General features: G+C 73.9%; 12 protein-coding genes. 6 read left to right on the top strand and 6 right to left on the bottom strand.

The window, feature by feature from the left end; genetic code table 11:
- Nucleotides 1-10: 10 nt before the first annotated feature.
- Together hydA and ACVW07_RS19245 are read right to left on the bottom strand one after the other, a co-directional pair.
- Entirely contained in the window at nt 11-1,429 is a 1,419-nt protein-coding gene (gene hydA, locus ACVW07_RS19250; protein ID WP_456820802.1) for a dihydropyrimidinase, read from the bottom strand.
- Between the two features lie 36 nt (nt 1,430-1,465).
- Entirely contained in the window at nt 1,466-2,314 is an 849-nt protein-coding gene (locus tag ACVW07_RS19245; RefSeq protein WP_456820801.1) for a nitrilase-related carbon-nitrogen hydrolase, read from the bottom strand.
- A 448-nt stretch (nt 2,315-2,762) separates the two neighbouring features.
- Between ACVW07_RS19245 and ACVW07_RS19240 the strand changes: the two genes are divergently transcribed.
- From ACVW07_RS19240 to cofD, 4 genes are all read left to right on the top strand, one after another.
- Nucleotides 2,763-3,764 (top strand): putative F420-0 ABC transporter substrate-binding protein, encoded by a 1,002-nt coding sequence (locus ACVW07_RS19240; protein WP_456820800.1) that lies wholly within the window; start codon nt 2,763-2,765, stop codon nt 3,762-3,764.
- Between the two features lie 84 nt (nt 3,765-3,848).
- The gene (locus ACVW07_RS19235) at nt 3,849-4,895 is read left to right on the top strand and encodes a putative F420-0 ABC transporter permease subunit (RefSeq protein ID WP_456821127.1); all 1,047 of its coding nucleotides are present in this window, start codon (nt 3,849-3,851) and stop codon (nt 4,893-4,895) included.
- A complete protein-coding gene (locus ACVW07_RS19230; protein WP_456820799.1) occupies nt 4,886-5,665 on the top strand; it encodes a putative F420-0 ABC transporter ATP-binding protein in 780 nt (259 codons plus the stop codon). Before ACVW07_RS19235 ends, ACVW07_RS19230 begins: the two co-directional genes overlap by 10 nt.
- The gene (gene cofD / locus ACVW07_RS19225) at nt 5,662-6,621 is read left to right on the top strand and encodes a 2-phospho-L-lactate transferase (protein WP_456820798.1); all 960 of its coding nucleotides are present in this window, start codon (nt 5,662-5,664) and stop codon (nt 6,619-6,621) included. Before ACVW07_RS19230 ends, cofD begins: the two co-directional genes overlap by 4 nt.
- A gap of 35 nt (nt 6,622-6,656) precedes the next feature.
- Here the strand turns inward: cofD and cofC are convergent, their stop codons facing one another.
- Nucleotides 6,657-7,334, bottom strand: a complete 678-nt coding sequence (gene cofC, locus ACVW07_RS19220) for a 2-phospho-L-lactate guanylyltransferase (protein WP_456820797.1) — start codon at nt 7,332-7,334, stop codon at nt 6,657-6,659.
- A 115-nt stretch (nt 7,335-7,449) separates the two neighbouring features.
- Between cofC and ACVW07_RS19215 the strand changes: the two genes are divergently transcribed.
- Together ACVW07_RS19215 and ACVW07_RS19210 are read left to right on the top strand one after the other, a co-directional pair.
- Complete coding sequence (locus ACVW07_RS19215; protein ID WP_456820796.1) at nt 7,450-8,025, top strand: HhH-GPD-type base excision DNA repair protein; 576 nt, start codon at nt 7,450-7,452, stop codon at nt 8,023-8,025.
- 62 nt (nt 8,026-8,087) lie between these two features.
- Nucleotides 8,088-8,468, top strand: coding sequence for a YbjQ family protein (locus ACVW07_RS19210; protein WP_456820795.1), 381 nt, complete (start codon nt 8,088-8,090; stop codon nt 8,466-8,468).
- A 52-nt stretch (nt 8,469-8,520) separates the two neighbouring features.
- Here the strand turns inward: ACVW07_RS19210 and ACVW07_RS19205 are convergent, their stop codons facing one another.
- From ACVW07_RS19205 to ACVW07_RS19195, 3 genes are all read right to left on the bottom strand, one after another.
- The gene (locus tag ACVW07_RS19205; RefSeq protein WP_456820794.1) at nt 8,521-9,327 is read right to left on the bottom strand and encodes a coenzyme F420-0:L-glutamate ligase; all 807 of its coding nucleotides are present in this window, start codon (nt 9,325-9,327) and stop codon (nt 8,521-8,523) included.
- Nucleotides 9,324-10,340 (bottom strand): TIGR03557 family F420-dependent LLM class oxidoreductase, encoded by a 1,017-nt coding sequence (locus tag ACVW07_RS19200; RefSeq protein WP_456820793.1) that lies wholly within the window; start codon nt 10,338-10,340, stop codon nt 9,324-9,326. Before ACVW07_RS19200 ends, ACVW07_RS19205 begins: the two co-directional genes overlap by 4 nt.
- 134 nt (nt 10,341-10,474) lie before the next feature.
- On the bottom strand, nt 10,475-12,037 hold the full coding sequence (locus ACVW07_RS19195; RefSeq protein ID WP_456820792.1) for an outer membrane protein assembly factor BamB family protein: 1,563 nt from the start codon (nt 12,035-12,037) through the stop codon (nt 10,475-10,477).
- Nucleotides 12,038-12,044 lie beyond the last annotated feature (7 nt).

Genomic DNA, 12,044 nt, shown 5'->3' with positions numbered 1-12,044 from the left:
TCCGAGGGTGTCAGACGAGGTACTGGCTGAGTCCTCGCTCGAGGTACCGGCCGTGGCCCGGCCGGCCGTGGTACCCGTCGGCGTCCACGAGCACCTCGCCGCGGGACATCACCACGTCGACGTGGCCGTCGACCTCGAAGCCCTCCCACGCGGAGTGGTCCATGTTCATGTGGTGCGTCGCGTCGACGCCGATCGAGGTGTGGCCCGCGGGGTCGTACACGACGACGTCCGCGTCCGCGCCGGGGGCGATCACGCCCTTGCGGCCGTACAGGCCGAACATCCGCGCCGGCGTCGTCGACGTGAGCTCGACCCAGCGCTCCAGCGTGATCTCGCCGGTCACGACGCCCTGGTACATGAGGTCCATGCGGTGCTCCACGGACCCGATGCCGTTGGGGATCGCCCGGAAGTCGCCGACCCCGAGGTCCTTCTGGCCCTTCATGCAGAACGGGCAGTGGTCGGTCGAGACCATCTGGAGGTCGTTGGTCCGCAGCGCCTGCCACATGTGCTGCTGGTGCCCCTCGGCCCGGGAGCGCAGCGGCGTCGAGCACACCCACTTCGCCCCCTCGAACCCCGGGGCACCGAGCTGCTCCTCCAGGCTGAGGTACAGGTACTGAGGGCACGTCTCGCCGAACACGTTGGCGCCGCGGTCCCGCGCGCCGGCGAGCTGGGCGACCGCCTGCTTGGCGCTCACGTGGACCACGTACAGGGGTGCCCGCGTGACGTCGGCGAGCATGATCGCCCGGTGCGTCGCCTCCTCCTCGAGCTGCCAGGCGCGCGCGACCCCGTGGAAGTACGGGTCGGTGCTGCCGGCCTCGACGAGCTGGGCGGCGAGCACGTCGATCGCGGGCCCGTTCTCGGCGTGCATCATCGTGAGCAGCCCCAGGTCGGCCGCCTTCTGCATGGCCCGCAGGATCTGGGCGTCGTCGGAGTAGAAGACGCCCGGGTAGGCCATGAACAGCTTGTAGCTGGTGATCCCCTCGGCGGCGAGGCCCCCCATGGCCTGGAGGGCGTCGTCGTCCACCCCACCGATGATCTGGTGGAACCCGTAGTCGACCGCGCAGGTTCCGGCGGCCTTCTCGTGCCACGCGGCGAGCCCGTCCATGACCCGCTCCCCCGTGCGCTGCACGGCGAAGTCGATGATCGACGTGGTGCCGCCCCACGCCGCGGCGCGGGTGCCGGTCTCGAACGTGTCGGAGGCGTGGGTGCCGCCGAAGGGCAGCTCCATGTGGGTGTGCGCGTCGATCCCGCCGGGGATGACGTACCTGCCCGTCGCGTCGACGACCCGGTCGACGTGCGCCGCGAGGTCGAAGCCGAGCAGCGTCGAGCCCGGGGCCAGCACGGCGGCGACCGTCTCGCCGTCCACGAGCACGTCAGCCGGGCCGCGGCCCGTGGCGCTGACGACGGTGCCGCCCGAGATGAGGGTCCTCATGGGTGCCGTCCTTCCGGGCATCGCGGGGTCACGGGGTCACGGGGTCACGATCGGGCCGTAGGCGTCGGGCCTGCGGTCGCGGAAGAACTGCCAGCGCTCGCGGACCACCCGCACCTGGTCGAGGTCGAGGTCCCGCACCAGCAGCTGGTCCTGCGTCGACGAGCCGATCTCACCCACGTAGCTCCCGTCCGGGCCCACCGCGTACGACGAGCCGTAGAACGCGACCGCCTCGTCGCCGTACTCGTTGTCCTCGAGGCCCACCCGGTTGTTCGCGACGACGAAGTAGCCGTTCGCGACGGCGGCGGCGGGCTGCTCGATCTCCCACAGCCGGTTGGAGATGCCCGGCGCGGTGGCGTTGGGGTTGAACACGATCTGGGCTCCGTGGAGGGCCAGCACGCGCCACCCCTCGGGGAAGTGCCGGTCGTAGCAGATGTTCACGCCGATACGTCCGACCGCCGTCTCGAACACGGGGTACCCGAGGTTGCCGGGGCGGAAGTAGAACTTCTCCCAGAACTTGGGCAGGTGCGGGATGTGGTGCTTGCGGTACTTGCCGAGGTAGGTGCCGTCGGCGTCCAGGACCGCGGCCGTGTTGTAGAGGACGCCGGGCTGCTCCTCCTCGTACACCGGCAGGACGACCACGATCCCGAGCTCGGCCGCGAGCGCCGCGAACCGCTCCGTGGTCGGCCCCGGGACCGACTCCGCGTAGTCGTAGTACGCGGTGTCCTGCGTGATCCCGAAGTACGGGCCGTAGAAGAGCTCCTGGAAGCAGATGACCTGTGCGCCCTGCGAGGCCGCCTCGCGCGTCCACGCCTCGTGGAGCGCCGTCATCGACTCCTTGTCCCCGGTCCACGTGGCCTGGGTGAACGCGACGCGTACGACGCTCATGGGTCCTCCGGTGCTCTCGGTGCCGTCCCCTCGACGGCCCCGGAGCTCCGACCCACGGGACCCCGAGCCTCGTCGCCTGGAGTGCGACTGTCGGTGTTGAACATTTCTGCGGGGTTTCCGCCCGTTTGCCTGCCGCGAACATCGGTGCCACCTGGGTAAACATCCGCACTGGCGTTCCCCTTCGGGGCGTCTCCCCCGCCGAGCGGGCGCCGTGGCGCGAGGGACTGGCCTGCCACGTCGACCTGGCGGGTGGTGCGCCGCCGGTCGCGTTGCACGCCGGACGCACGACCGACCTAGGCTGTCCGACGGAACCCGGCCGGTCTTGGCCGTGGCCCGGCCGCCCGGAGTGGGCGGCCCTCCGGGGTGCGACGTGCACCCGATCCCCTGCCACGCCCGACGTCGGGCCGACCCCTCGCGGGCCGGTCCGCACCGCAGACCCGGAGACCCGATGCCCGCCCTGCGTCACCGCCGAGCCACCGCCGTCGTCGCCCTTGCTGTCACCGTGCCGCTCGCCGCCTGCTCGGCAGGGACGTCGCAGCCCCCGGCCGCGTCGGCTGCCCCTGTGACCGCGACCTTCTCGCCCGTCTCCGTCGATAACTGCGGGACGGCCGTCACGGTCGACGCGCCGCCCCAGCGCGTCCTGACGATCAAGTCGACCGCCACCGAGATGCTGCTGGCCCTGGGCCTGGCGGACCGGGTGGTCGGCACGGCCTTCGCCGACGGACCTGTCCCTGCCGAGCTCCAGGCCGACTACGACGCGATCCCGGTCGTCTCGGACAAGGTCCCGGGCCAGGAGGCAGTCCTCGCGCTGGCCCCGGACCTCGTCTACGGCGGCTGGGAGTCGAACTTCTCGGCGGACGGCGCGGGCGACCGCGCCACGCTGGCCGACCGGGGCATCACGTCGTACGTCTCCCCGGCCGCGTGCAAGGAGGCGGGGTACATGCCCGACCCGCTCACGTTCGAGGCCGTGTTCGACGAGATCCGCGAGGTCGCGGCGATCTTCGGCGTGCCGGACCGGGCGGAGGCGCTCGTCAGCGAGCAGCAGCAGACGCTCGCGGCCGTGACGAAGCCGACCGCGAGGACGACGGCCCTCTGGTACAGCTCCGGCAGCGACCAGCCCTACGTCGGCGCGGGGATCGGAGCACCGCAGATGATCATGGACGCCGCAGGCCTCACGAACGTGTTCGCCGGGGTGCACGACACGTGGACGTCGACCGGGTGGGAGCAGGTCGTGGCAGCCGACCCTGACGTCATCGTCCTGGTCGACGCGACCTGGAACACCGCGGACAAGAAGATCGAGCTGCTGGAGTCGAACCCGGCGACGAGCCAGCTCGACGCCGTCCGGGAGCACCGCTACCTCACGGTCCCGTTCCCCGCCGCCGAGGCGGGCGTGCGCAACGCGGCCGCCGTGGCGTCCCTCGACGAGCAGCTCGCGGCGCTCGACCGGTGACGAGCAGGTGAGGAGGACGGAGAGGGGCACGTGACGAACCAGACGACCCGTGCGGCCACGAGCGCGACGGCCGCTGCACGGCCGGTGGACCGGGCGACGGCACCGGGTTCGCCCGCGCGCCGCACGCCGCTCGCCGTCCTGGTCGCCGTCGGCGTCGCCCTGCTCGTCGCCTCCGTCCTGGTCGCGGTGACGATCGGCCCGGCGGACCTCGGCGTCGCGGAGGTCGCCCGCAGCATCGGCGGGCACCTGGGGCTCGACGTGGCGCCGGTGCCGAGACTGGACGACGCGATCGTGTGGGAGCTGCGTCTGCCGCGCGTGCTCACGGCTGCGGCTGTCGGCGCGGGCCTGGCGCTCGCGGGGGCCGTCATGCAGAGCCTGACGCGCAACCCGCTGGCGGACCCGTACCTGCTCGGCCTGTCCTCCGGCGCGTCCCTGGGTGCAGTCGCGGTCCTGGTGGTCGGCATCAGCCTGCTGCTGCCCGTCGCGGCGTTCGCCGGGGCGCTCCTCGCGCTCGTGGCCACCCTGGCGCTGGCCCGCACGGGCGGCACGCTCGCCCCCGGCCGGGCCGTCCTCGCCGGCCTCGCCGTGTCGCAGCTGTGTGCGGCCGGCACGTCGTTCGTTATCTTCTGGACCGCGACGGGCGACTCCTACCGCGAGATCCTCAGCTGGCTGCTCGGGTCGCTCGCCGGGTCGACGTGGCAGACGGCGACCATCGCCGGCGTCGCCCTGCTGGTGGTGGGCTCGGTCGTCGTGGCGTCCGCCCGTCGGCTCGACGCGTTCGCGTTCGGCGACACGTCGGCGGCGGCTCTGGGCATCGACGTGGGCCGGACCCGCTGGGCGCTGATGACGCTGGTCGCGCTGCTCACGGGGGCGATGGTCGCGGTCAGCGGCGCGATCGGGTTCGTCGGACTGGTCCTGCCCCACGCCGTGTCGTCGCTCACCGGTCCCGCGCACCGTCGGCTCCTCCCGGTCGCCGCACTCACGGGCGCGGTGTTCCTGATCTGGGCGGACACCCTGGCCCGCACGCTGTTCGACCCGAGGGAGCTCCCGGTGGGCATCGTCACGGCGCTCGTCGGCGTCCCGGTGTTCGCCGTGCTGCTGCGCCGTGGACGGGGTGCCGCGTGGAGCTGACCCTCGACCGCGTCGGGACCCGGCTGGGCGGCCGCTGGGTCGTCGACGGCATCGACGCCACGCCGCCGGCCGGCCATCTCACCGGGCTCCTGGGACCCAACGGCGCAGGCAAGACGACGCTGCTTCGCCTCGTCGCCGGGCTGCTCACCCCGGAGTCCGGCTCCGTGCTGGTCGACGACGGTGCCCCCGTGCACCGGCTGCCGCGGCGTGCGCGGGCTCAGCGGATCGCGCTGCTGGAGCAGGAGTCGTCGAGCGCGGTCCCGCTCACGGTCCGTGAGGTCGTGGCGCTCGGCCGGATCCCGTACCGGTCGCTGTGGGGAGGCGGCGACGGGGACGGCGCGGCGGTCGAACGGGCGCTCTCCAGCGCGCACGCGGCCCACCTGGCCGACCGCGCCTGGTCGACGCTGTCGGGCGGGGAGCGCCAGCGCGTGCACATCGCCCGCGCCCTCGCCCAGGAGCCGGACCTGCTGCTCCTCGACGAGCCCACCAACCACCTCGACGTCAGTGCGCAGCTCAGCCTGCTGGCGTTCGTCCGCGACCTCGGCACCACGACCGTCGCAGCGCTGCACGACCTGAACCTGGCCGCGGCGTTCTGCGAGCACGTGCTCGTGCTCTCGCAGGGGCGGCTCGCGGCCGCGGGCCATCCGCGCGAGGTGCTGCGGCCGCCCCTCCTGCGCGAGGTCTACGGCGTGGAGGCCGACGTGCTCGAGCACCCCCGCACGGGGCGGCCGGTCATCGCGTTCCACGAACCTGCGAGAGGCGAGTCATGAAGGTCACGGTCCTGTCCGGCGGCGTCGGCGGCGCCCGGTTCACGCGCGGGCTGCTCGCGCTGCTCGGGCCGTCCGCCCAGGTCACCGTCGTGGCGAACACCGGCGACGACCTCTGGCTGCACGGCGTCCGGGTGTGCCCCGACCTCGACACGTTGATGTACACGCTCGGCGGCGCCGTGCACGAGGACCAGGGATGGGGCCGCCGTGAGGAGTCGCGCCGGGTGTCCGACGACCTCGCCGCCTACGAGCTCGGCTGGGAGTGGTTCACGCTCGGCGACCTCGATCTCGCGACGCACCTGGCGCGCACCGAGCTCCTGCGCTCGGGGCTCCCGTTGTCGCAGGTCACGGCTCGGCTGTGCGAGCGGTGGGCGCCGGGGGTGACGCTGCTGCCGATGTCCGACCAGGAGGTCGAGACCCACGTGCGGCTCGCGGACGGCACGCTCATCCACTTCGAGGAGTGGTGGGTCCGGCACCGTGCCGCCCTGCCCGCCGCCCGGTTCGAGCAGGTCGGCCTCGGGTCCGCGACCGCTGCGCCGGGAGTGGTCGAGGCGCTGCGGGACGCCGACGTCGTGGTGCTGCCACCGTCCAACCCCGTCGTCTCCGTCGGCACGATCCTCGCCGTCCCGGGGATCCGGGACGCCCTGGTGACGACTGCCGCCCCCGTGGTCGGGATCAGCCCCGTCGTGGGCGGGGCCCCCGTGCGCGGCATGGCCGACGCCTGCCTCACCGCGATCGGCGTGGCGACCGACGCGGCTGCGGTCGCCCGCCACTACGGCAGGCGCGCCGAGGGTGGGGTGCTGGACGCGTGGCTCCTCGACGACGCGGACGCCGAGGAGGTCGATGCGCTGGCCGCCGAGGGATGGACGGTCCGTGCCGCCCCGACGCTCATGACCGACGTGCCGGCCACGGCCGCCATCGCGGCAGCGGCGCTCGCGCTCGTCGACCGGCTCCCCTGAGCGGTCGGCCGGTGAGCGCTCAGCCGGTCGGCCCGTCAGCCGGGCTCCCCGGGGGTCCCGAGCACCGCCCGGGTGCGCGGACCGGCATCCCTGGCCGCCCGCCTCAGGTCGGCCGGCAGGTCCACGTCCCGTCGCAGGCTCGAGGTCACGGGGACGTCCAGGCGGACATGGCCCGTCGCCTCGTGCGCGGCGGCCGAACCAGTGCCGAACCGGGGTCGCACCGCCACGCCGGGCGCCGACGTGAGCAGGGTGGTCCCGGTGCCGTCGGTGTCGGCGACGACCGCGCGCGCGTGCCGCGCCGCGAGGACCAGCGCAGCGGCGAGGTCGTCGGTCCGCAGCGCCGGCAGGTCCCCCAGCAGGACGGCCACGCCAGCTCCGGGGTCGAGCGCGGCCGCCCGGTCGGCGCCGGCCAGCACTGCCGCGTCGAGCCCGGGCTCGGGACTCCCGGGCTGCCGCGACTCGCTCGACGGCTCGGCCACCGCCTCGGCCCCGGGAGGCAGCTCGGTCCGCACCGGCTCGTCCCCGGTCACGACGAGCACCCGGACGACCCCACGGGCGGCCGCCGCGGCGGCGACGGTGTCCAGCGCCATGGCACGCACGAGCGCCTGACGACGGCTCTCCGGCAGCACGCCCGCGAGGCGCGTCTTGCCGGCAGCGGCCGTCTTGACGGGCACCACGACCACCCAGCGGGCCTCGGGAAGGGCGGCGGGCACTAGCGCAGCTGCAGCCTGCGGGAGCACATCGACACGACGCGACCCTACCCACCCCCCGATCGAACCCCGTGACCAGGGCACGACGGACCATCGGCCCCCGGGAGAGGATGACCTCATGACGCTGTGGCTCACGGGCGACCCCGCCGCCGACCGCCTCCTGACGGAGGACCCCTTCGCGCTGCTCGTCGGCATGCTGCTCGACCAGCAGGTGACGATGGCGAGCGCCTTCGCCGGCCCGGCCAAGATCGCCGACCGGATGGGCGGCCTCGACCCACGACGCATCGCCGAGGCCGACCCCGACGCGTTCGTCACGCTGTGCTCGACACCGCCCGCGGTGCACCGCTACCCCGGTTCCATGGCGGCACGCATCCAGGCGGTCGCCGCCGAGGTCGTCGGCACGTACGGCGGCGACGTCACGCGGCTGTGGACCGACGGCGACCCCGATGGCGCGACGGTGCTGCGCCGGCTCAGGGCGCTGCCCGGGTTCGGCGACCAGAAGGCGCGGATCTTCGTGGCCCTGCTGGGGAAGCAGGCGGGGGTCACGCCCGACGGGTGGCGCGAGGCGGCCGGTGCCTACGGCGACGTGGACGCCAGGCGGTCCATCGCCGACGTCACCGACCCGCAGTCGCTCGCGGAGGTGCGCGCGACGAAGCAGGCGGCGAAGGCGGCGGCGAAGGCCGCACGCGCGTGAGCGCGCGCGCAGGCGGGTGACGTGCGGTCACTTCGCGCCCGCTGTGTGACAGCATCGGCAGCGTGATCGTGGTGACGACGAACGAGGTCCCGGGCTACCGCATCAACGCCGTCCTCGGCGAGGTGATGGGGTTGACAGTCCGCGCGACGAACATCGGCCAGTCCTTCACGGCGGGACTGCGCTCCATCGGCGGCGGCGAGCTGCCCGAGTTCACGAAGATCATGTACGAGAGCCGCCACGAGGTCATGCGTCGCATGGTCGCGGAGGCGCAGCAGCGCGGGGCCAACGCCGTCGTCGCCATGAGGTTCGACACCGACTCGCTCCAGCAGTTCTCCGAGGTGTGCGCGTACGGCACGGCCGTCGTGGTCGAGCCGATCGCTGCCGGACAGCCGGGGGCCACGGCCCAGTCGGCCCGTGACGCCGGGACGCCGGCGCCGGCCTGAGCCGAGCCCACCGAGCGGTCGGGCGCGGTAGCGGCGCCCACTCAGCCCTGCCTCAGCCGCGAGGTGCCGGGTCCGGACGCTCCAGCGCGTCCTTCCAGCCCTGGGCGTAGGCCTCGGCGCTGCCCTGGTGGAACATGTCGTCGTCGCCCGTCCGTACGAGGACCCGCGCCCCCGGACCGTCGTCGGCCGTGACGAGGCGCCCCAGGCCGCGCACGACGGCGAGCGGCCGCCCGGCCGCCTTGCCCTTGACGAGCTCGGCGGCGGACGCGATCTCGTCCGCGACGGCGGCCACGGTCATGACGAGCGGCCGCCCGAAGCTGTCGACCTGCCCACGCAGGTCGTCGAGCACCTCCACACCGGCGGCTCCGATGGCGAGGTCCGTCACACCCTGACGCCACGGCCGGCCGGCGGTGTCGGTGAGCACGAGCCCGAGCCGCACGCCGAACGCGACCTGCAGCGCCGTCCGCAGCGACCTGGCAGTGCCGTCGGGGTCGACGGGCAGCAGCAGCACCGTGCCGGCCGGGGTGTTGCTCGCGTCGACGCCCGCGGCGGCCATGACGAGGCCGAGCCGGTTCTCGACGATGCGCGTCACGCCCGTGGCGTGCTCACGGGTCGCGACGACACGGACCGTCTCGTCGGTGATCGCCTGCTCCCGGTCGTCGGCGGCAACCACCCGGCCCTCGGCCTTGGAGACGACCTTGCTGGTGAGGACCAGCACGTCGCCGTCGCGGAGCGCGTGGTCGGGCGTGCCGCCGGCGTCCTCGCGCAGCAGTGCCGTGAGCAGGGCTGCGAGGTCGTCGCCGGGGGCCACCTCGGGAAGCCCGTCGGGCGCCCAGACCCGGAGCTCGGGCGCGGTCATCGCACCAGCTTCGGCAGCACCTGCTCGCCGAACGTCTCGATCCACTCCCGCTGGTTGCGTCCCACGTTGTGCAGGTAGATCCGGTCGAACCCGAGGTCCACGTACTTCTGGATCTCGGCGCGGTGGACGTCCGGGTCGGCGGAGATGACCATCCGGCCCTCGAAGTCCTCGGGTCGGACGAGCTTGGCCATCTGCTCGAAGTCGAACGGCGAGCGGATGTCGGCCTTGGGGAACTTCATGCCCCCGTTGGGCCACTCGTGCATGGCGTTGGCGAGGGCCTCCTCGTCGGTCGCGGCCCAGGACAGGTGGAGCTGCAGCACCTTGGGCAGATCCTCCGGCGCCCGGCCGGACTCCCGCACGCCCTCCTCGAACCGCCCGAACAGGCCGGAGATCTTCTCCAGCGGCGCACCGACGGTGATGAGCCCGTCGGCGTGCCGGCCGGCACGCTTGGCGGTGACGGGACCGGCGGTCGCGACGAGGATCTCCGGGGCGACCTCGGGCATGGTCCAGAGCCGGGTCGACTCGAGCTTGTAGAACTGGCCGGAGTGCTTCACGTCCTTGCCCGCGAGGGACGACGAGAACAGCTTCTTGATGAGCTCGATCGCCTCGAACATGCGGTTGATCCGCTCCGGGGCCTCCGGCCAGTAGCCCGCGACGACGTGCTCGTTGAGGGCCTCACCCGAACCGAGCCCGAGCCAGTGCCGTCCCGGGTACATCGCAGCCAGGGTCGCGGACGCCTGTGCGACCATCGCCGGGTGCCACCGGAACGTCGGCGCGGTGACGCCCGGTCCGATGTCGCCGACCGTCCGCTCGCCGAGCGCCGTGAGCACGTTCCACACGAACGAGGCCTGTCCCTGGGCCGGGACCCACGGCTGGTAGTGGTCGGCCGCCATCACGCCGGAGAAGCCGTGCTGCTCCGCGTGCACCGACAGGGCGACCGCCTCGGTGGGGTGGAACTGTTCGAGCATCGCCGCGTAGCCGACCTTCAGCCCGCTCGCACTCACACCGCTCACCGCGTCGCACCCCTTCGTCGTCCCGGCTCGTCATCGGACCACCGTCGGTGCTCCTCCGTGACCCTAACCCGCCCGGTGCGAGGCGTGTTCCCGCAGGCCGTGGCCCGGCAGGCGGGTGCGGACACGGACGCGCCTCATCGGAGCACGACCAGGCGGGAGGCTCCCGTCGGGTCGCTGTAGGCGAGGTGCCCGTCCCTCGTGACCGTCCACCATCCGTCGTCGAGGCCGCTCGTGGGCGCGCCGTCGGCAGTGGTGGGCTCGTCGGTGACCCGGCGCTCGAGCACGGGCGCCCCGTCCTCGCCCACGTCCAGCCGTGCGGTCCATCGCAGGACGCCGTCGTCGATCCCGTACGCGCGGACCGTCCGGCCGTTGACACCGAGCGCGAGCCTGCCGTCGGTGAGGAGCTCGTCGACCGGCATCGGCATCGTCGTCCGCCAGCGCACGCCGCCGTCGTCCGCGTCGACGGCGACGAGCTCGCCGGCCGCCGCCGCCACGATCGTCCCGTCGAGCAGCAGCGTGCTGGACCCCACACCGACATGGGCCCGCCACGCCTCGGCCCCGGACTTGTCGCGCCCGACGAGGTCGCCGGTGCTCTCGGCCACGGTGAACACCCTGTCGGGTCGGCTCCCGTCATCGACGGAGAACCGGACCAGGTCGTCCCCCCGCACGTCCACCGTGGTGCCGTCGTCGTGCCAGACGACCGCACCGTCCAGCCGTCCGCCGCCGGTCCCGTCGAACCTCTGGACCAGCACGCCACCGGGGACGAGGGCCACGCCACCGGAGCCGGAGCCGGAGCCGAGCGCGTGGAGGACCGCACCGTCCTCGCCCAGGAGCCACGCCCGGGTCCCGACGGCCAGCACGGTGCGGCGCTCGTCGTGCAGCACGTACGGCGTGCTCCCCACCGGGACGGACCCGGGTACCGCCACGTGCGTCGTCCACCGGTCCTCGCCGTCGTACGACCGCGCGACGGCGGTGACACCTGCGCGGTCGTCGTCCACGGTCGTGACCCAGTACTGGTCCTCGGCCGTGTAGATGTCGGATCCCAGCGGCTCGTCCCGCCGCGCGACCACCGCTCCGTCCGTCGCGTCGAGGACCACGAGCCCGCGGACGGCGACCTCGTAGCCGCTCCCGTCCGCCTCCACCTCCCAGCCGTAGGACCAGCTGACGACGCAGGCCACGCGAGGGTGCGCGCCCTGCGGCGGGTGCGCCGCGGTCGTGCACCAGACGGCGGACGTCACGTCGTCCTGCGTCCTCAGGTCGGGCGCGGGGACCGGCGGGGGCGGCAGCTCGACGGAGACCCGCCAGACCGGCGCGCCCGTGGTCCGGTCGACGGCGACGACGTCCGGGTCGGAGAGCACCGGACGGTACGAGCCTGCGACCAGCGTCCCGCCGACGAGGATCCCGGACTGCATCGCTCCTGCGACGTCGCCCTCGGCCGACACGAGGGTGTGCAGCGGCAGGTCGACCGGACGCAGCACCCCGGGCACGTGGGCCAGCCGGGCGAGCCTGGCCCGCTCGCCCGCGTCGACGACCGCCTGCCCGACGAGCCCGGCCACCACCACGACGAGCACGGCTCCCGCCGCGACGGCCGCCCGCACGGGGTGCCGCCGCGCGCTGTCCACGAGCCGGGGTGGTGGGCCGTCCTCCGGCCGCACGGCCCCGTCGTCCTCGACGAGCTCGACGTACGTGCGCACCATGCAGGCA

This window comes from Cellulomonas sp. URHB0016 (genome assembly GCF_054057935.1).
This window is presented reverse-complemented; position numbering and strand designations above follow the sequence as displayed.

Coding starts and splice junctions, on each gene's coding strand:
- hydA (WP_456820802.1), bottom strand. CDS start 1,429: ATGAGGACCCTCATCTCGGGCGGCACCGTCGTCAGCGCCACGGGCCGC.
- ACVW07_RS19245 (WP_456820801.1), bottom strand. CDS start 2,314: ATGAGCGTCGTACGCGTCGCGTTCACCCAGGCCACGTGGACCGGGGAC.
- ACVW07_RS19240 (WP_456820800.1), top strand. CDS start 2,763: ATGCCCGCCCTGCGTCACCGCCGAGCCACCGCCGTCGTCGCCCTTGCT.
- cofD (WP_456820798.1), top strand. CDS start 5,662: ATGAAGGTCACGGTCCTGTCCGGCGGCGTCGGCGGCGCCCGGTTCACG.
- ACVW07_RS19215 (WP_456820796.1), top strand. CDS start 7,450: ATGACGCTGTGGCTCACGGGCGACCCCGCCGCCGACCGCCTCCTGACG.
- ACVW07_RS19205 (WP_456820794.1), bottom strand. CDS start 9,327: ATGACCGCGCCCGAGCTCCGGGTCTGGGCGCCCGACGGGCTTCCCGAG.
- ACVW07_RS19195 (WP_456820792.1), bottom strand. CDS start 12,037: ATGGTGCGCACGTACGTCGAGCTCGTCGAGGACGACGGGGCCGTGCGG.